The 18,697-nt window shown below is 46.6% G+C and carries 17 protein-coding genes and 2 tRNA genes; 8 read left to right on the forward strand and 11 right to left on the reverse strand.

What is annotated here, in order from left to right; all coding sequences use genetic code 11:
- Positions 1-405: 405 nt before the first annotated feature.
- The 10 genes from LDX50_RS30505 to LDX50_RS30550 all read right to left on the reverse strand — a co-directional run bounded on the left by LDX50_RS30505 (position 406) and on the right by LDX50_RS30550 (position 13,838).
- Positions 406-1,248: a substrate-binding periplasmic protein gene (locus LDX50_RS30505; RefSeq protein WP_225700097.1), complete on the reverse strand. Its 843-nt coding sequence runs from the start codon at positions 1,246-1,248 to the stop codon at positions 406-408.
- A 96-nt stretch (positions 1,249-1,344) separates the two neighbouring features.
- Positions 1,345-4,203 (reverse strand): excinuclease ABC subunit UvrA, encoded by a 2,859-nt coding sequence (uvrA, locus tag LDX50_RS30510; RefSeq protein ID WP_225700098.1) that lies wholly within the window; start codon positions 4,201-4,203, stop codon positions 1,345-1,347.
- Positions 4,204-4,340: 137 nt separating this feature from the next.
- Positions 4,341-4,880 carry a lipid-binding SYLF domain-containing protein gene (locus LDX50_RS30515; protein WP_225700099.1) on the reverse strand — a complete coding sequence of 180 codons (540 nt, stop codon included), beginning with the start codon at positions 4,878-4,880 and terminating at the stop codon, positions 4,341-4,343.
- A 77-nt stretch (positions 4,881-4,957) separates the two neighbouring features.
- Positions 4,958-5,773, reverse strand: coding sequence for a purine-nucleoside phosphorylase (locus LDX50_RS30520; RefSeq protein ID WP_225700100.1), 816 nt, complete (start codon positions 5,771-5,773; stop codon positions 4,958-4,960).
- 30 nt (positions 5,774-5,803) lie between these two features.
- Positions 5,804-6,763 carry a lytic transglycosylase domain-containing protein gene (locus tag LDX50_RS30525; RefSeq protein ID WP_225700101.1) on the reverse strand — a complete coding sequence of 320 codons (960 nt, stop codon included), beginning with the start codon at positions 6,761-6,763 and terminating at the stop codon, positions 5,804-5,806.
- Positions 6,764-6,880: 117 nt separating this feature from the next.
- A complete protein-coding gene (locus LDX50_RS30530) occupies positions 6,881-7,618 on the reverse strand; it encodes an LOG family protein (protein ID WP_225700112.1) in 738 nt (245 codons plus the stop codon).
- 70 nt (positions 7,619-7,688) lie between these two features.
- Positions 7,689-8,597: a TIGR01777 family oxidoreductase gene (locus tag LDX50_RS30535; RefSeq protein WP_338030012.1), complete on the reverse strand. Its 909-nt coding sequence runs from the start codon at positions 8,595-8,597 to the stop codon at positions 7,689-7,691.
- 94 nt (positions 8,598-8,691) lie between these two features.
- On the reverse strand, positions 8,692-9,888 hold the full coding sequence (locus tag LDX50_RS30540; protein WP_225700103.1) for a hypothetical protein: 1,197 nt from the start codon (positions 9,886-9,888) through the stop codon (positions 8,692-8,694).
- A gap of 51 nt (positions 9,889-9,939) precedes the next feature.
- On the reverse strand, positions 9,940-12,684 hold the full coding sequence (locus tag LDX50_RS30545) for a TonB-dependent receptor (RefSeq protein ID WP_225700104.1): 2,745 nt from the start codon (positions 12,682-12,684) through the stop codon (positions 9,940-9,942).
- Between the two features lie 197 nt (positions 12,685-12,881).
- The gene (locus LDX50_RS30550; protein WP_225700113.1) at positions 12,882-13,838 is read right to left on the reverse strand and encodes an AAA family ATPase; all 957 of its coding nucleotides are present in this window, start codon (positions 13,836-13,838) and stop codon (positions 12,882-12,884) included.
- A gap of 165 nt (positions 13,839-14,003) precedes the next feature.
- On the opposite strand from LDX50_RS30550, the gene LDX50_RS30555 reads away from it, so the two are divergent.
- Positions 14,004-14,693, forward strand: a complete 690-nt coding sequence (locus tag LDX50_RS30555) for a metallophosphoesterase (protein ID WP_225700105.1) — start codon at positions 14,004-14,006, stop codon at positions 14,691-14,693.
- Here the strand turns inward: LDX50_RS30555 and LDX50_RS30560 are convergent.
- Complete coding sequence (locus tag LDX50_RS30560; protein WP_225700106.1) at positions 14,676-16,058, reverse strand: exonuclease domain-containing protein; 1,383 nt, start codon at positions 16,056-16,058, stop codon at positions 14,676-14,678. The two genes, LDX50_RS30555 and LDX50_RS30560, sit on opposite strands and share 18 nt — an antisense overlap.
- A 141-nt stretch (positions 16,059-16,199) precedes the next feature.
- Between LDX50_RS30560 and LDX50_RS30565 the strand changes: the two genes are divergently transcribed.
- The 7 genes from LDX50_RS30565 to LDX50_RS31130 all read left to right on the forward strand — a co-directional run bounded on the left by LDX50_RS30565 (position 16,200) and on the right by LDX50_RS31130 (position 18,659).
- Positions 16,200-16,721 carry a YkvA family protein gene (locus LDX50_RS30565; protein ID WP_225700107.1) on the forward strand — a complete coding sequence of 174 codons (522 nt, stop codon included), beginning with the start codon at positions 16,200-16,202 and terminating at the stop codon, positions 16,719-16,721.
- Positions 16,721-16,933, forward strand: coding sequence for a YtxH domain-containing protein (locus LDX50_RS30570; RefSeq protein ID WP_225700108.1), 213 nt, complete (start codon positions 16,721-16,723; stop codon positions 16,931-16,933). Before LDX50_RS30565 ends, LDX50_RS30570 begins: the two co-directional genes overlap by 1 nt.
- Before the next feature lie 2 nt (positions 16,934-16,935).
- Positions 16,936-17,325 carry a phage holin family protein gene (locus LDX50_RS30575; RefSeq protein ID WP_225700109.1) on the forward strand — a complete coding sequence of 130 codons (390 nt, stop codon included), beginning with the start codon at positions 16,936-16,938 and terminating at the stop codon, positions 17,323-17,325.
- Positions 17,326-17,328: 3 nt separating this feature from the next.
- Positions 17,329-17,664 carry a phage holin family protein gene (locus LDX50_RS30580; protein WP_225700110.1) on the forward strand — a complete coding sequence of 112 codons (336 nt, stop codon included), beginning with the start codon at positions 17,329-17,331 and terminating at the stop codon, positions 17,662-17,664.
- A 95-nt stretch (positions 17,665-17,759) separates the two neighbouring features.
- Positions 17,760-17,835 (forward strand) — tRNA-Gly (locus LDX50_RS30585).
- A gap of 308 nt (positions 17,836-18,143) precedes the next feature.
- Positions 18,144-18,228 (forward strand) — tRNA-Leu (locus LDX50_RS30590).
- A gap of 170 nt (positions 18,229-18,398) precedes the next feature.
- Positions 18,399-18,659, forward strand: a complete 261-nt coding sequence (locus LDX50_RS31130; protein WP_225700111.1) for a GIY-YIG nuclease family protein — start codon at positions 18,399-18,401, stop codon at positions 18,657-18,659.
- The last annotated feature ends 38 nt before the right edge of the window (positions 18,660-18,697 follow it).

An 18,697-nucleotide genomic window follows, 5' to 3' on the forward strand; every position in this document is an offset into this window, starting at 1 on the left:
GATTGTGCAGACAGATAAAAGCGTGCCGATAGGTACGCTCTGTGTGTAGAAGATTACGCACGGATTACAGGGGGAACCCTGCCTCGCCGGCAAGCAGACCTAAACAAGCCTGGGTCAAGCACAGCCCATGGTTCGCGGGATGACATTTGGGCGGTAGGGAATGGCTCATCCCGTCCCATCGGGACGGCGTATGGGGTAGGATTAGGTTTGGAACCCGTGGCGTGCCGATAGGTACGCTCTGTGTGTAGAAGATTGTGCAGACAGATAAAAGCGTGCCGATAGGTACGCTCTGTGTGTAGAAGATTGTGCAGACAGATAAAAGCGTGCCGATAGGTACGCTCCATGTGCAAAAAAAATGCAGCAGGCCGGAGCGCTGCTGCATTTCAGGTGTGAAAAATTTTAATATTATAGTGTATCGAGGTATTTCATGGCCGATGAACCCAGGTTCTGTGCCACGATCTTCTTATATTCCATACCCCCAACAAATCCCGATTTCATGAATGATTCCAATAGCGGAGCCCAGTCATTGGATTTCGGCATGATAATTCCAAACTGCTCAGCGGTATTGTCACCACCCGGATGTCTCTTAAGAGGCTTCTTGGCCTGGACAGCCGCAAGGTAGTATGTGAAGTCAATATCTGTGAACTTGGTTTTGCTGGCAGCCACTTCTTCCACAGCCTTTTGGAATGAAGGAACATACTCGATTTTCAGATCATTCCAGTATTTTGATTTGATCTCCAGAATTCTTTTTTCATTCGTGGAATTTTTCACGGTAACCGCTGTCATCCCCTTGAATTTTTCTGAAATTTCAGACAGGTCTTCAACCGTCGTCACATCCCTGTGTGAAATCACCATCCCTATATTGGTAATATAAGCCGGCGAAAAGCTGTAGGAAGATTTACGTTCCTGTGTGATCGTTGTATTGCTGAGGCCGAAAACGCCGCCATTCGAAGACTTAACATCCGATAAAAACCGGGTAAAGTTATTCGGGTCGTTCGACTGGTATTTCACAGTCACTTTGATTCCTTCTTTCTCTTCCACATATGCTTTAAAAGCATTCATCAAATCCACTGTGATTCCCGTAATATTTCCCTGATCATCCTTAAAAATAAACCCGGGAGCATTCGCAAAGGTGAATGTCCATTCCGCACTGCCTTTTTGTTTCGCGCTGCTATACGTATCGCCCGAGAATTGTGCCATTAACATGGAAGGCAATAAAAAAGCCAGGAGTAAAAAAGTCCGTTTCATGTTAGTTACTAGTTGGTTCATACCGGAAAGTACGAAGCCGCCAAATCAGAGACCTTACAATGCAAGGTTTTCAAATGAATTCAACGGAAATCTGTTCTAGGATAGCTCTTCCCTGAGGAATTTTGATGTGTAGCCCTGTTTACTTTGAGCTACGTTCTCAGGTGACCCCTCAACCACGATCGTACCGCCGGCATCCCCGCCTTCCGGTCCGAGATCGATGATGTGGTCGGCCACTTTGATCACGTCCATGTTGTGTTCGATCACAAGTACTGTATTGCCTTTCTTAACCAGTCGGTTCAAAACATCCAGGAGATGTTGAATATCCTGAAAATGGAGCCCTGTGGTCGGTTCATCCAGAATATACATCGTTTTGCCCGTATCCTTTTTGGACAATTCAGTGGACAATTTCACCCGCTGCGCTTCACCCCCGGAAAGTGTAGTTGCATGCTGGCCGAGTGAGATATAGCCAAGCCCGACATCATTCAGCGTCTTGATTTTCCGAAGGATCTTAGGCTGATTTTCAAAGAATGTAACTGCCTCTTCCACAGTCATTTCAAGCACATCAGATATACTTTTCCCCTTGAAACGAACCTCAAGTGTCTCACGGTTGTAACGCTTACCCTTACATGTCTCGCAGGGCACGTGAACATCGGGTAAAAAGTCCATTTCGATCAGCCGAAGACCCGCCCCTTCACAGGTTTCACACCTTCCTCCCTTTACATTGAAGGAGAATCTGCCAGGTTTATAACCCCTGATCTTGGATTCAGGAAGCTGGGCGAATAAAGATCGTATATCGGTGAATACACCGGTATAGGTTGCCGGATTAGACCTGGGTGTCCGCCCGATCGGGGACTGATCCACCTCTATGACCTTGTCAATATTCTTCAGGCCCTTAATTTCACGATATGGCAATGGATCCTTGCGTGACCTGTAAAAATGCTGATTGAGCAGCGGAAACAGGGTTTCATGGATCAGGGTGGACTTACCACTTCCCGAGACACCCGTTATAAGCGTCATTGTTCCCAGGGGAATCCGAAGGTCCACATCTTTCAAGTTATGGCCGGTAGCACCCAGCAGCTCAATTTTCTTGCCATTACCCTTTCGCCGTTCAGCAGGAACCTCGATTTTTCGGATCCCCTGCAGATAATCTGCCGTTGCACTGCCCTTTTTTAAAAATGATGCGGGATCGCCTTCCGCTACAACCATTCCCCCATGCCTGCCGGCACCCGGACCAATATCAATGATGTAGTCGGAAGCCAGCATCATATCCTTGTCGTGCTCCACTACAATCACAGAGTTACCCAAATCACGCAGATCCTTGAGTGCCTGAATCAGGCGAAAATTATCCCGCTGATGCAGACCGATACTCGGCTCATCGAGAATATAGAGTACACCCACAAGCTGCGTACCGATCTGGGTGGCAAGCCTGATGCGTTGTGCTTCTCCGCCCGACAGGGTTCTTAGCGGCCGGTTCAGGTGAAGATAGTCGAGCCCGACATCCAGCAGAAAACCGATGCGCTTACGAATCTCCTTTAAGACCTCAGCAGCGATTACCTTTTGCTTTTCGTTCAGACGGGTTTCAAGGTCGGCGAACCACTTGCCGAGCGCATCAATATCAAGGGCTGCAAGCTCGGCGATATTTTTCCCATCAATGAGAAAGAACCGGGCTTCCCGCTTCAATCGTGTTCCTTCACATTCCGGACAGATTTGTGTTTGGGTAAATTCCTCGACCCATTTACGAATTTTATCAGACCCTGTATCTTTCTGCTTTTCAAGGAAATTCATGATCCCTTCAAACCGTGTATTCCATTCTGTTCCCGGATATTTTTTGGAACTGACCGCCACGGGCACGTCGTCCCCATAAAGCAGCACATTCAACACCTCCTCGGGAATTTCATTGATAGGTGTTGACAGGTTGCATGACTTCCGCTTCAAAATCGCCTGAATCTTTTTGAAGATCCAAATGTCGCGATATTCACCGAGCGGCAGGATTCCACCCTGGGAGATCGTCATAGAAGGATCCGGAATGACGGATTCGCGTGTCAGCTCTTCGATCACACCCAAGCCATTGCATTTGGGGCAGGCACCATAGGGTGAATTGAAGGAGAAGGAATTCGGCGCGGGTTCATCGTAGGAAATCCCGCTTTCCGGATCCATCAGGAATTTTGAAAAGTGATGGATCTTGCCGTTCTCGTCCTGCAGCATGATGATCCCCTTACCCACATTCAGAGCCGTCCCGATCGATTGTGAAATACGGTACCTGTCTTTGGCATCCACGACTATCCGATCGATCACCACTTCAATGTCGTGTGTTTTGTACCGGTCAACCTGCATTTTCGGCACGATGTCTTCAATCTTTCCGTTAACACGTACCTTGGTATAACCGCTCTTCCGCGTTTGCTGGAATAATTCCCGGTAATGCCCTTTACGGCCCTTTACAATCGGAGCGAGAATGATAAGTTTATGACCATCGAAATAGGAGAGAATATGGTCGATGATCTGGTCTTCCGACTGCCGAACCATTTTATTCCCTGTTTCATAGCTGTAGGCCTCACCTGCCCGTGCGTAGAGCAAACGCATGAAGTCGTAGATCTCCGTCACAGTTCCTACAGTGGAACGGGGATTTCTGGAGGTGGTTTTCTGCTCAATGGAAATTACCGGACTCAATCCATTGATTTTATCGACATCCGGGCGTTCGAGATTGCCGATGAAAGAGCGTGCATACGCTGAAAAGCTTTCCATGTAGCGTCGCTGTCCCTCGGCATAGATCGTGTCGAACGCAAGGGAAGACTTACCGCTGCCGCTGATACCGGTAATTACGATCAGCTTGTTGCGAGGGAAGGAAACGTTGATATTTTTCAGGTTATGTTCCCGGGCACCAACGATCTCGACATAATCGTGTCCCGTTATGTCCTGGTATTGCTGATCCGTTAAAATGGTTTCCCCTGAATTCATATTTCCCCTCGGATTTAGAATGTGCAAAAGTAAAGATTTTGAAGGGAAAAAAGGCCCGGAGAATGGAAATTAGTGGAGCAGTGGTCAGCCTGCCTGCCGGCAGGCAGGTGGAGCACTGCGTTCAGTGGAGCACTACATTAAAACGGGTGGAATTTAAAATTCTGACCGCCGACAGATGCCTCAAACATCAATCCGCCGAGGGGCATTGTAAAGACGAGTACGCCTTCTTCATATTTCGCGTCTGCTGATTCACCAGAGGCAATGGCAACTGCAGAAATCTGGGCTGCGAATGTATATTTGTCAGAAATAAATGTGTTGAGCGCGCTTTCTGTTTCAAAAAAGATGACCTCGCTGTATTTCTGTCCGCCTAACTGGAGCCCGATGGATACCTGGGACATATTACTTCCACCAATTGCTTTTCCGTTTTCAAAGACAACTCCCTTGCCGCCTGCACCTCCTACCCCGATACCTGCTTTTCCTATACTGGGAAACACCGCGTAGCCATGGGCGGTTTTGAAAAGTTCGGCGACCGTCTCATCTGCTGCGCTGAATTTCTCAATGGTTGCCCGTGCATCCTCGACACTGTATTTCAATGAATCCTGTGCAAGGAGGATTGGTTGCGATAAGAATATAATGGCAATAATCAGGACGAAGAGGAGATTTGATTGCTTTTTCATCGGAGGAGTAGCTGGTCTTTTTAGTGATTGGAAAATTAGGAAATAATTCCATCAGAATCGAACACAGCAACGATTAATTAAAGTCGTTCTATTAATCCCATGAATAAGGTAGTCAGGGGTTTTTCCGCTCTGCCCGCGACCGCTATTATTTCATCGATATTCGCAGGTTCCAGGTTATCGGGATCGCAATCATCGGTAAGAACCGAAATAGCCAGCACCGGCAATGACATATGATGGGCAACAATGACCTCGGGAACTGTCGACATCCCCACAGCATCTGCGCCGATGATACGCAGAAATCTGTATTCTGCACGTGTTTCAAGATTTGGTCCCATCACCGCGACATAGACTCCTTTCTTCAGGTCAATGTTTTTTTCCTCAGCTACCTGCTGCATTTTACGGATCAGTTCCGCGTCATAAGGGGCACTCATATCTGGAAACCGCGGACCCAACCGGTTGTCATTCACTCCCCGCAGGGGATTGTCGGGCAGAAGATTAATATGGTCATCAATCAGCATCAGGTTTCCTTTGTTCCAGTCCGGATTCATATTTCCCGCCGCATTCGATACCAGGAGATATTTTATGCCCAGCATTTTAAGCACCCTCACTGGAAATGTTACTTCGGCCAGTGAATACCCTTCATAGTAATGAAACCGGCCCTGCATGGCAACAATCTTTTTTCCTGCCAGATCACCATACAGCAATCTTCCATGGTGATATTCAACGGTAGCTTCGGGAAAATGGGGAATATCGGCGTAGTGAATGTCCCTTTCTATTTTCAGGTGGTCAACAAACGCGTTGCCCAGGCCTGTTCCCAGGATCACACCAATTTCAGGGGCATTTATGCCCTGCGATTTAAGGTAATGTACAGATTCCTCGATTTGATCGATCATGCGCTAAAGATACGGCATGGGATTGAAATATCAGGGTCTTGCCTCGAGGGTTTGATCAGGTATCGCGATTTTGTAGGTCTTGTTCTTCCGAACCTTCAGGTGATCCTGACGAAGCCATGGATTGTGGCGTTTGAGCAATTTATAATTGATGCCCTGGTCCTTGGCAAATTTAACAAGATCGTCGATATCTTCGTCCACCTCAACATATCTCAGGTGCTCCTGGTCATACAGGTGCTGCTTATCTATGTTGAATCCGTATTTATCGGGATGTTCAATGATTTCCTTAGCCGCCAGGATTCGGAAGACGTACCTGGAGGTCTCATCATTCAACAGAAGATCATAATAGGAATCTACTTTTTGATCGTCCATCGCCCGCTGCAGACCTGCCATTCCTCGGTTATAGGACGCGGCTGCACTGGTCCAGCTGCCAAATTTATTGTAGGCTTTTTTAAGGTACTGACAGGCAGCCTCCGTCGATTTAAGCGGGTCATAACGCTCATCAACTTCCTTGGTAATTTCAAGACCGTATTCCTTGCCTGAAGTAGAAAGAATTTGCCAGAAGCCTACTGCCTGTTTGGGCGATACGGCATTCACAAATCCGCTTTCAATAGCAGTTAGATACTTAAAGTCTTCGGGGATGCCGTTTTCCTTCAAAATCTGCTCAATCTGCGGCATCCATCGATGGGCATGTTTAATCAGGAATATAGTACTGCTGTGCCAGTAGGTATTGATATGAAGCTCGCGGTCAAGCCGCTCACGAACATCCGGAACATCCAGTGGCACTTCCTCACCGGCAAATGTGAGCTTTTCCGGCAAATCCAGTGAAACGGCATTCAGGTATCCCGCATATTCCCCTGCCGGAGGGTTCTCAACTTTGTAAAAACCGATTTTCTTATCCTGTGCTGGTGCCGGTTTTGATTCATTGTATTGTACATAACCAATTGCGACAGCAAGTGCCAGCAGCGAAATTGCATGGGGGAAGTACTTCATAATAGCCGAAAAAATTTAGTTCCTGAATTAGAACGATAAAGGAATAAAATTAAGTTCAAACAAAAAAATGAGAAGCCCCACTTATCTTACATTGAATGAAGCCCTTGCAACAAAAAATCAGAAGTTTGGAGATAGCAGGTATTTCGAATAGAAGTCGTCGATGGCTGCAACGGCTTCCGTCGCTGTTTCCACTACCTTGTAGAGTTCCAGGTCTTCCTTATTGATGTTATTCTCTTCATTCAGCAATACGCTTTCCACCCACTCCAGCAGTCCGCCCCAGAATTTTTTGCCTACCAGCACAATAGGGAAACGGCCGATCTTCTTGGTCTGAATCAGCGTAAGCGCTTCAAACAGCTCGTCAAGGGTACCAAACCCCCCGGGCATCACGATAAATCCCTGGGAATACTTCATAAACATTACTTTTCTCACGAAAAAGTAATCGAATGTGATGAGTTTGTCCGGGTCGATGTAGATATTACCTTTCTGTTCGAACGGAAGCAGGATATTCAGTCCTACAGATTTACCATTCTCAGACCTCGCACCACGGTTACCGGCTTCCATAATTCCGGGTCCGCCGCCTGTAATAACCCCATACCCGTGCCGAACGAGTTTGGCAGCAATTTCATGCGCAGCCTGATAATATTCATGATTTTCGGGAGTACGTGCCGAACCAAAGATGGTAACACATGGTCCGATCTTCGCCAGCTTCTCAAAGCCTTCAACGAATTCAGACATAACCTTAAAAATTACCCACGAGTCATAGCTCTTGATCTCATTCCAGTCACGTTCTTCAAATGCTCTTCTGATTTTTTGCTCTTCTTCGTGCGTGGGATCCTGCGGATTTTGATCGCTCATTTCAGCCATAAAAAAATAATTAACGCGTAGTAAACTTACTCATAATTAGCAGTATAAAAAACGTTTGAATTCAATTCTGCCGCAGAAGATCCTCAAGTGCTTCCTCTAAATGCGGAAAATTGAATACAAAACCAGCATCCCTGATTTTTTCTGAAGATACGCGACTGCCTCCCAGAAGCATTTCGGCCATTTCACCCACCAGCATGCGCATTGCAAAAGGGGGGACATTTGGTAATAACAGTGGTTTATTCAGGGTTTTAGCCACTGCCTTCGTAAAGACAGCATTGGTCACCGGGTTCGGCGCAGCGGCATTGTAGGCTCCCGAAAGTGAATCATTCTCCAGGGCATACAGGAAGATCCTCGTAACGTCATCGATATGAATCCAACTCATATACTGATCGCCACTTCCCAGTGGTGCACCTGCCCACCACTGAATCGGTTTTGCCAATTCCTTCAGGGCGCCTCCTTCCCTGGTAAGAACAATCCCGATGCGAATCTTTACAACCCGAACTCCGAGTTCTGCCAGTCGGTCTTCGGCGTCTTCCCAGGCCTTCGTAACATCAGCCAGGAAATCGGAGGCCGGTGCGCTATTTTCATCCTTCCATTCGCCGTTATCATAGCCATAATATCCGATGGCCGAGGCACACACCACTGTATGTACAGAATGGGGATTTTCTTTCAAAAGTTTATAGAGAAGCGCGGTAGACCGGGTACGACTTTGCAGAATTTCTTCTTTTCGCTCGGCCGACCACCGGCGGTCAGCCACACCTGCACCTGCAAGATGAATGATTGCGCCGGTATCTTTCAGGCAATCCGCATCAATCTTTTGCGCATTCACATCCCATTCATAGGCCGGAATCCTGGCGACATAGTCCGGCCGCCGTGACAAGTATGCCACACCTGTGCCCTGATCCTGCAGGAGCTGTGTGATCCTGCCACCCAGCAATCCGGTTCCTCCTGTGATTAAAACGCGTCCCATAGTCATGAAGATAACCGAAAATGGTGAAATGTGTTCAAAAAAGAAGGGGGCCACCTTTCGGCAACCCCCCGTTCTTACTAGGAAATAAGAACTCTTAGAACTGATAACCTGTCCAGCCAAATACCGTTTCAGGATTTGCAACACCTGTATTGGCGTTTTCCGGAACTGTAACAGTCGTTTCATTCGCTCCCAATTTGATATCAGTATCATCTATACCCGTACCGGAAACATTAATATTTGTTCCGCTGGCTGCATCTCCGGCACCATCGGCCAGATCCACAAAGTCAGAAGCAGTCGCCCCTTCACCCAGCATTACTAGTGCATTGGTAATGGCTGCGCCACTTCCGCGACGCACCTTGATCATATCGCTCATTTCCACAGCCGCATTGTGAACGATGGTAATATTGGTGATAGTAGGATCAGATTGTGGTACTTCCTCAGGACTTAATCCGTCGAGGCTTCCATCTCCTTCGATTCCGCGTGGGTCTGAACTAACCGTAGTATATCCGGCTTCACGGATTCCATACCAGTTTGTACCTGAACCAACCCATCCCTGGGTCCAGTCAAACATATCATCTGTTGCGTTTACAACCAGGAGGTTATCAACAACCGCAGCACCGCCAAAGAATTCAATGGCATCATCATCACCATAATAAATGGCAACGTTTGATATGGTTGTTCCGGAACCTACTCCATAAAGAGTTAATCCGTTGAACTCTTTTTCGCCGTTAATACGTGCCCCTGTGTATTCAAGGATCAAATAGCTGATCGATCCTGAGCTTTCAGTGTTGTCACTATTCGGGCCGTTACCATACAGGAAGTCAACCACTTCAGTAACTGCAGTTCCTCCACCGGTAATTTCGCCGTTACCCATAATCAAAAGACCTCCCCAGTCTCCTGCTGTCGGAGATGCTGCATCTGAAGTAATGGTAACAGGGGCTGCAGAAGTACCCTGAATATCAATTTGAGCATTTCTCTCAACTGCAATGTATACATTCGTACCACCTGACTGAGCAAGAATGGTAGTTCCGGCTTCAATTGTCAGCTTGCCGTCAGCAGCAACTACCAACGGACCTGTCAGAAGCCATGCCTCAGACGCTGCCAGGGTAATATCGCCTGTTATGGTCCCGCGCAAATTTCCTACAACAAGGTCCACATCATCCTGATCTGAAATAATTCCATCCGGCACTTCCGGATTTACAACAGGTCCTGAATCATCATCACCACATGATGATAGCGTCACCAAAAATGCTGCAGCCAGAATCAGTAGATAGTTCTTAATCATTTTCATTTGTTCTCTCTTTTTAAAGTTTTTAAAATATTTGAGCGTATGGTTAAGTCATTAAAATTGATAAGAAAGGCCTACGGAGAAATTCATCCCTCTTTTATAGCTGCTGATGGTTTCATTACCAGTGGCTACATCTTGTGTAAGGCGATATTCCGGATTCAACAGGTTCTTGAGGTTCAGGTTTACCTTGAATTTATTGGTAAATGCATAGCTGCTCACCCAATCCAAAGTAGGCACACCTCTTTCAATAATGTTCTGGTTTCCTCTTGGTGCGCCGATCGAGAAAATCCGATCGTAGAAATAGCTGAATACCACTGCGCTTGTAAAGGTTCTTGTTCCTTCACTCGTGAAGGTCAGGTCTCCGTTCAATAGGAATGGAGAAGCGCCTTCGAGCTGTGATTCATCATTGGTGGGCTGGAATACCAGTTCATCTGTATCAACATCGATCAATTGCTGGTTCGAATAGAGGTACGAAGCATTCAGGCCCAGTGCCAGTGCATTGAACGTATTTCCTTTTCCGAACGTAAATAGATCCTTTCTGAATTCAATTTCACCTCCGAAACCGACAGCATCACCTGTATTCACGAATGACATCTCGTTGGCCGCAGATACAACCAGTACACGGTTGATGGCATTGTCAATAGTTTTATAGAAAACTGTGAAAGCGATCAACTCATTCCTGGAAAAGTAGTTCTCAAATTTCAGGTCAAAATTGTACGTTGTCGATGGCAGAAGATTTGGGTTACCAAATTCCGCACGAGTTACATCCTCATAGAAGAATGGAGCCACTTCCTTGAACTGAGGGAATGTATAGCTTTTGCTCGCTGCAAACCTGAGGATCTTATCCTCTGTCAATTCATATCTCAGGTTAAGGCTTGGAAGGAAGTAATCGGGATTGATCACCTTCGTGTTATCTCCGGGAAAATTGATCTCATCGATGTTAGTATCCCAAACAACGGTTTGCTCAACGGTCTCATACCTTGCTCCGAGGTCTGCCGTTAATTTATCGGTCAGGTCGTAGGAGAAGCTTGCTCCGACGGCATGGATCGTTCTGTTTGCGTTGTAGAAAAACGGCTCAAGTGCGTTAGTACCTGTACCACGCTGCGTCCTGAACCTGAATATTCCATTATCCAAAGAAGTCTGATTGAAAACAGCATCAGGATTATTAGGATCAATAACAGTATTCTGCGCATTTCTGAAATCGAATTCATATTGAATGTTTTCAAAATCACGCTCTGTATTGCGGTAGTTGTAGCTAACTGAAACCTTATTATTTGACTCACGGTCGTCACTCAGGCTGTAGGTAACTTTACCATTGAACGCCAGGTCATTCTCTGTTAATGAAGAATAAAACCTGTGGTTCGTTGAAGACGATGTCGAGTTTGGATAATAGCTTTCTCCGTCAAAACGGTATTGGTTGGATCGTCTGTCCGGCTCATCGCCGTTTACGATGTTGTACGATCCTGCAAGATCAACTACAACCCTGTTGAAATTGAGCTGCGAGATCAGCTGGTTTACAAATAATGAGTTATTATTCGTTTGCTGACGACGTGTGAATGATTTGAAAGCGTTTGGATCTGTGATATCATCATTGGCATTCAGGTTGAAACCAGTGTAGTTTCCTACAAACTGACGGCTATCGTAAATATACAGTCCGTTGTACGCAATGCTGTGATTCTGACCAAAGTTGTAGGACAGGTTCGCCAGGCCTAAGTGGGACGTGTTATATTCGTATTTGTCATAATCATATGACTGTCGGGGCTCACCGTTCGGGTTCAGCTGCTTTTCAACACCGCTTTTAAATACATAGTCATTTGAGAAACCAGCTACAAAGAATGTATTCAGTTTGTTACTTCCGATATTAAAATCCTTACCACCGGATAATGTCATGCTAGAGTTAATCAGTGGGCGAGACAATACATTCGGCTGAAATGAATTTTGAAATCCATAATTACGAAGCGATGTGATCGGAGGATTTGGGTTGTTTGCTCCAAAGAAAGTATTACCATCAGCATTCTGGAAATCAACGCCAGCCACCTGGGAGTTCATTCCGCCTGAAATACTAAGTGTTAATTCCTTGCCCTCGAATAATTCCTTCGATACAATGTTGATGTTCGCACCGGCAACATCTCCGTAAAGATTAGACCCAAACGTCTTATTTACATCAATACTTCCGATAATATCGGTTGAGAAAAAATCAAGTGTAATATTTTTATACGCTGGATCTTCTGAAGGAAGTGGCAGCCCGTTCATTGAAGTAGAGTTGTAACGGTCGCCCAATCCCCGGACAAATACGTTCTTCACACCTTGCTGCTTGCTTACGCCTGTAACCTGCGTAACGGCTGCCTCAACAGAACTAACACCCTTACGGGACAATTCCTGTGCACCGATCGATTGTTTAATGTCAATCGATTCCCTGCGCTCAATTAATAAAGCAGCCTCTGAAGTGTTATCCGCCTTTGCGGTAACAACCACTTCATCCAGCTGAACATCATCTGATTTTAGCTGAATTGTCAGTAATACCTCTTCTCCAGGGTTTACTACAAGGTCAGTTACCCTGAAATTCGCATAACCTATGAAAGTGGCAACCAGGGTGTAAGTTCCCGGGTCTATGGCGAACTTGAAGTTGCCATCAAAGTCAGTAGCAGAACCTGTAGTGGTTCCCTCAATAAATACGTTTGCACCAATGATTGCTTCACCAGTAACTCCATCCCTTACCGTTCCGGTAATTGCGCCTTTTTGCGCGAATGTCTGCGCCGAAACACAGAATAAAATAAGTCCAAAGATAAATTTTTTCATTTCCTAGTTTGATAAAATTTGATGCAAAGCTAGGATGATGATGCACGTGGCGCTGATTTAACAGATTACCAATTTTTTAACTTTTCAGGCCTTCATAAAGGCTGTGTTAACCTATTCTTAACACAGGGCATCGCCAGGCAATTCGGAAGTGAGTTTAAACCAAATAGACCGATTTTTTCCCGGGAGGCAAATGTTACCTATTTGTTAATTGGCACTTTATTGAGGATTTCGGTGATGATATCGATGGTCGTGATGTTATCTGCCTCAGCCTCGTAATTCATAAGGATCCGGTGGTTCAGGACGTCCATAGCCACTTCCTTCACATCCTCGGGAAGCACATAATCCCTGCCCTGGAAATAGGCCATCGCCTTGGCGGCAAGGTTCAGATTGATCGATGCGCGGGGTGAAGCACCAAATGAAATATATTCGGCCATCGCATCGAGTCCGTACTTACGGGGCTCCCGGGTAGCATATACCAATTCTATGATGTAGCGTTCTATGGCTTCTGAAATACTGGTCTGGTTGATCTCATCACGAATCGCAAAGATTTCTTCCTTGGAAAGGATCGTATCCACAGAATAATTGAATTTCATGTTGGAGATCCGCCGCATTACCTCCAGCTCCTGATCCTTGGTGGGATAATCCACATGCACCTTCATCATGAAACGGTCAACCTGGGCTTCCGGCAGCGGGTATGTTCCTTCCTGATCAACCGGGTTCTGGGTGGCAAGTACCAGAAACGGACGGTCCAGATCAAAGGTCGTCTCCCCGATGGTCACGGTTTTCTCCTGCATGGCTTCCAGCAGGGCCGACTGCACCTTGGCCGGAGATCGGTTGATCTCATCCGCAAGTATGATATTGGCGAAGATAGGTCCCTTCTTCACTTCAAACTGTGCCAGTTTCTGATTATAGATCATGGTTCCCACAAGATCTGCTGGCAGAAGGTCGGGGGTAAACTGGATACGCTGGAAATCGAGATGCAGCACCTGGGCAAGGGTACTTACCGTAAGGGTCTTCGCAATTCCAGGAACACCTTCCAGGAGAATATGGCTTTGCGTGAACAGGCCGATCAGCAAACGGTTGACCATTGCTTCCTGTCCGACGACCACCTTTCCAACCTCGTCAATAACCGCCCTGATCTTTTCCCTGTGAATTTCCTTATTTGTCGTGCTGATCGATGATTCTTCCATTTCCATTCTTTTCCTGTGATTACGGATTCTTTCGTTAAATTATTGCAATTATAGACAATAAACGGTAAAAATGTTATGAAGGGTTTCAGCATCCTTGTGATCGGCTAAAACACTCGTTACTTTCAGGTTATGTCAACATTCGTTATCGGGGATATTCATGGGGGTGACCGGGCCCTCGGGCAATGCCTTACCAGGTCGGGCTTTGATCCGGATTCAGATCGGTTGATCTGCCTGGGTGACGTTTGTGACGGCTGGCCGGAAACCCGGCAGGTAATCGAACGGCTGCTCGGCCTGAAGAATCTGATCATGATCCTCGGGAATCACGACTTCATGACGCTCGACTGGGTTCGTACCGGTGTTCGCCATCCGGGATGGATGAGCCAGGGAGGCAGCAATACCATTGCCTCCTACGATGGGAAGATGCCCGAAGCGCATGTTCAGTTGCTCGAGAGCGCAAGCTCCTATCTTATAGAGAAGAACCGCCTGTTTGTTCATGCAGGCATACTGCCCGATAAACCCATGGATGAGCAGGGAGATGATATATTTCTGTGGGACCGCACCTTGTTCCGTATCGCCCTCGATCAGAAACTTAGCGGAACGGACCGGCCGATTACATCCTTTGATGAGATTTACATTGGACACTCACCGGTTCACAACTATGGCTGGCTTGAACCGGTTCGTTCGGGTGAAGTCTGGATGATGGATACCGGTGCAGGCTGGACGGGCAAACTTTCCATGATGAATATCGAAACCAAGGAGGCATTCACCAGCGACCCGGTGCATACGCTATACCCGCCGGGATCAGGGCGTGCCGGTTGAATTCAGAAATACAACCTCATGATCGGGGTGATGCACGAATGTGCTGATATACTGCTCTATCTCGGCAGAGGTCTGTCCGGGTTTAATGATTTCCCTGATTTCATGTTCGCTAAGCTGTGATTCATCGGAGAGATAGTAACCGAAGCCGGAATAAGTACCTTCCTCGACGAGCAGGACCGACTTTTCATTAAACCGGCGACCCTGACCGATCAGGGCGAAGGACAGGTCTTTCATCGAGAATGATTCAACAGCAGCTCGAACGCGCTCATTGTAATGGGTGGCATGTTCTGAACCGTCACATGCACCCTTGCAAGTACCTGTTGCCAGGTCATAGCAGGCTCCGGTGGATTTTTGGATGCCGCATAATTTCGGACAAAGTTCAAAATCCCGAACCCGTTCCAGCACGCTTTGCCAGGCTTCACTGTGGGAGTTAAAGGACGCGACGGTATTCATACCCCGGTATTGCTTCCCGATCTGAAACCGGATGTACCCTTCGCGGTCTTCGTACTGGTAGATCGCCCACTTGATCACCGGCCGTTTGATGGCCTGGTTATATTTCGGCCAGATTTTTCGGATCTCCTGGGCTTCGAGCACCAGGGCGATCAGTTCATTCCCGGTGAGTTCAAATGAAATATGGTGTACTTCATTCCGCATGTATTGATTCCTCCGGCCTTTGGCGGTCCCGCTAAAGTGCCCCAGAATCCGTTTCCGGATATTGATAGCCTTTCCGACATAAATTACTTTCCCATGAGAATCGATGAAGTAATATACGCCGCAGGCTTCAGGCAGTGCATCGAATTCTTCCCGCGGTAAATTGGGCGGAAGAATGTTCTCCCTGCTACGATGATTCAGCGTTTCCCGTATGATCTCCTCATTTTCCTTCAGAATCCTGTCAAACAGAATTGCTGTTGCTTTGGCATCGCCCATTGCCCTGTGCCTGTCTGTAATGGGAATGCGCAGGCTTTCACAAAGGTTACCAAGGCTGTAGGAACGATGGCCGGGAAATGCTTTCCGGCTGAGACGAACGGTACATAATTTTTTGGTTCTGAAGGCATGACCGGCATCCTCGAAAGCTTTTTTCATAAAGGAAAAGTCGAACTGTACATTGTGTGCTACAAAGATCTTATCATGGAGCAGTTCGAAGAGTTCATCGGCAACCTCCTCAAAAGCGGGAGCTTCTTCCACCATCTGATTGGTGATACCCGTTAATCCGGATATATACCTGGGAATCTCCTGCATGGGATTCAGGAGTGTCTGATATTCATGTATTACCTCCTTTCCATCATGGATGAGCACAGCGATTTCGGTCATCCTGTTCCCTCCGGCAAAGCCGCCGGTCGTTTCAATGTCAACTATTGCATACATAATATGAGTCGATGTGCCTAAAAATTCGGGGCGATAAAAAAGTGTATCTAATTTAATAGAATTAATGCAGACTTTACAGGAAATACGGAACGATTGGCAGTTTTATTTCGTATATTTAAGTAAGAACCGATCTAACGTGTTATGAAGGAAATAGACGAGGAAACAGATAGGAGCAAGAGCAGTAAACTGCTTTCGAAAGTTCTTGATTCGAGGGTATTTGCACTTGCCATGGGCATTGCTGAAAAAATATCTTACAGCAAGGGCCGCGTATATCGTTTACTTGAACACGCTTTTGAAAAGCTCAAGGAGGAAAGCAACAAAAACAGCATTCAGTATGATTTTTTGTTGAAGGTTTCCACCATGGGGCGGATGTTGAAAGCGTATTACAGGGGAGACTATAAAAAAGTGCCGTCGGGCGCCATTATGCGCATCGTAGGCGGACTGGTTTATTTTGTCTGGATTCTCGATGTAATTCCTGATTTCGTACCTATTCTTGGCTTCGCTGATGATGTGGCGGTTGTGATATGGATTTACAACGGACTGTCGCAGGAGTTGGATGAATTTGAGGCCTGGGAATCGGCACGGGCATATAACCTGGATATGGAGCCGCATAAAGCGAATGGTTCGCACGCGGTAAATGAACTTTCTAAAACCACAAAATAATGAATAATACTACTAAATTTTTGGCAGGACTGCTCGCGGGAGTGGGAGTTGGTACTGTGCTGGGATTGCTTATTGCACCTGATAAAGGAACAAATACATACCGCAGGATTGAGGGCGCAGTAAAGGATGTTGCCCATGATCTTACCGACAAGAGCAATGATCTGTTGAAGTCGGCACGCGAGAAAGCTGAAACAGTCGCCAAGAAAGTCTGACAATGTCTTTGATTTCCCGGCTTTTCCAGGCCCCGGTTAATTTTGTTGAACACAAGGTTGACGAGGTCAGGGGGGAGGTACGCACAGAACTGGCCGATGGACTAGCATCGGTCTCTGTTTATGCTATGCTTGCCGGAGTCGGGATGTTTTGTGCCTTATTCTTCAGTACGGCTATTGCTTTAGCTATTGGTCTGTGGACCGGCAGCTATGCCATTGGCTTTGGTGTCGTGGGTGTTGTGTATCTGATTATTGTGGTTTACATATGGCGTCTCACGAAGAATGAGGAATTCATGGAAAAGCTTCGTTTGCGTTTTCATCGCTGGATGAAAGTTCCGGTGAAGGAGCAAAAGCGAAGAAACATGGAGTCAGCACCATTTGAAAATGATATTTAGATTTTGGATTTGATCATACGGATATTAATCTATGCGGTTGCCGTGATGGCGGCCGCTTATGTTTTACCCGGGGTTCGTGTGAGAAGTTTTGGAGACGGACTGATCGTGGGTATTCTGTTATTGTTAGTGAATGCAACGATCCGGCCGATACTGGTGTTTCTGACGATCCCTGCGACAATTCTAACCCTGGGATTATTCCTGTTTGTGATTAATGCGTTCATGGTTTGGATTGTACATAAGCTGATGAACGGCTTTCATGTACGGAATTTCTGGTGGGCGATGGGATTCAGTATCATCCTGTCGGTAATTGACGGATTTTTACGGTGGATTTTAATTTGAATGGAAATTTTATCCAAACATATTGACAATTCCATCTGCTTACTTAAATTTGCAGTCCACTTCCAGAACATCCGTTGGATGCCTGGGGTGAAAAAGCGAGAATAGCTCAGCTGGTAGAGCGCAACCTTGCCAAGGTTGAGGTCGCGGGTTCGAACCCCGTTTCTCGCTCCAGTTTTGGAAAACGTTCCAAAATTCAAAAATTCGTAATTCAACAAAGCCTGCAGCAGCAGGCTTTGTTATTTCTGAGGACATCGAAACAATTGTGCTTTAGTACGATTAAGCGCCTTAGATGCAGGCTATATTGAGCCCCTTGGGCTCCGTAGCTTTAGCGAAGGAGCCCGGATGCCTGCCTGCCGTAGCGGCAGCGTAGGCAGGGTGGAATCGGTAGACCTGCCTGCCGGCAGGCAGGCACGCAGGTAAGTCCTGCGTAATTGAAAGCTCAGGATTTGTATTTTGAGCCTATGTTATTGAAATCTTCTGCCCGGATGGTGGAATCGGTAGACACGCAGGACTTAAAATCCTGTGGCCATTGCGGCCGTGTGGGTTCAAGTCCCACTCCGGGTACAAACACAAAAAGCAGCTCTTTGGGCTGCTTTTTGTGTTTCCCCGTATCCCGTATCCCGTATCTTTTTCTGCACCCATTTCGCTCTTTTTTTCCCACTCTCACACATTCACTCAATCCTCCTCTTCATAAGAATATTTTCCATTGACCGTAGATCAAATTAATTTATTGGATGTATTTTATCTATATCATCCAGGGGAAAAACGATCAGCTATACAAGGGAATAACAACCAATCTCACGAACCGTATCCAGGATCATAACGCCGGACGAACTCGGTCAACTAAAGCAGGTCGTCCATGGAAGCTAATTTATTTTGAGAAGATAAAGGGATATTCAAATGCCCGTTTACGCGAAAAGTATTTAAAATCTGCAGCGGGGCGAAGATGGATAGAGAAGAATATTCACTTGTGGGTTCCCCGCCCGATCGACTGACATCGATCAGTCGGGCGGGCCTGCCCGACTGCGTCAGC

Source organism: Fulvivirga sedimenti (genome assembly GCF_020328055.1).

Bases quoted from the DNA above. Each gene is read 5' to 3' on its own strand.
- LDX50_RS30505 (WP_225700097.1), bottom strand. From the start codon at position 1,248: ATGAAACGGACTTTTTTACTCCTGGCTTTTTTATTGCCTTCCATGTTA.
- uvrA (WP_225700098.1), bottom strand. From the start codon at position 4,203: ATGAATTCAGGGGAAACCATTTTAACGGATCAGCAATACCAGGACATA.
- LDX50_RS30515 (WP_225700099.1), bottom strand. From the start codon at position 4,880: ATGAAAAAGCAATCAAATCTCCTCTTCGTCCTGATTATTGCCATTATA.
- LDX50_RS30520 (WP_225700100.1), bottom strand. From the start codon at position 5,773: ATGATCGATCAAATCGAGGAATCTGTACATTACCTTAAATCGCAGGGC.
- LDX50_RS30525 (WP_225700101.1), bottom strand. From the start codon at position 6,763: ATGAAGTACTTCCCCCATGCAATTTCGCTGCTGGCACTTGCTGTCGCA.
- LDX50_RS30530 (WP_225700112.1), bottom strand. From the start codon at position 7,618: ATGAGCGATCAAAATCCGCAGGATCCCACGCACGAAGAAGAGCAAAAA.
- LDX50_RS30535 (WP_338030012.1), bottom strand. From the start codon at position 8,597: ATGGGACGCGTTTTAATCACAGGAGGAACCGGATTGCTGGGTGGCAGG.
- LDX50_RS30540 (WP_225700103.1), bottom strand. From the start codon at position 9,888: ATGAAAATGATTAAGAACTATCTACTGATTCTGGCTGCAGCATTTTTG.
- LDX50_RS30545 (WP_225700104.1), bottom strand. From the start codon at position 12,684: ATGAAAAAATTTATCTTTGGACTTATTTTATTCTGTGTTTCGGCGCAG.
- LDX50_RS30555 (WP_225700105.1), top strand. From the start codon at position 14,004: ATGTCAACATTCGTTATCGGGGATATTCATGGGGGTGACCGGGCCCTC.
- LDX50_RS30560 (WP_225700106.1), bottom strand. From the start codon at position 16,058: ATGTATGCAATAGTTGACATTGAAACGACCGGCGGCTTTGCCGGAGGG.
- LDX50_RS30565 (WP_225700107.1), top strand. From the start codon at position 16,200: ATGAAGGAAATAGACGAGGAAACAGATAGGAGCAAGAGCAGTAAACTG.
- LDX50_RS30570 (WP_225700108.1), top strand. From the start codon at position 16,721: ATGAATAATACTACTAAATTTTTGGCAGGACTGCTCGCGGGAGTGGGA.
- LDX50_RS30575 (WP_225700109.1), top strand. From the start codon at position 16,936: ATGTCTTTGATTTCCCGGCTTTTCCAGGCCCCGGTTAATTTTGTTGAA.
- LDX50_RS31130 (WP_225700111.1), top strand. From the start codon at position 18,399: ATGTATTTTATCTATATCATCCAGGGGAAAAACGATCAGCTATACAAG.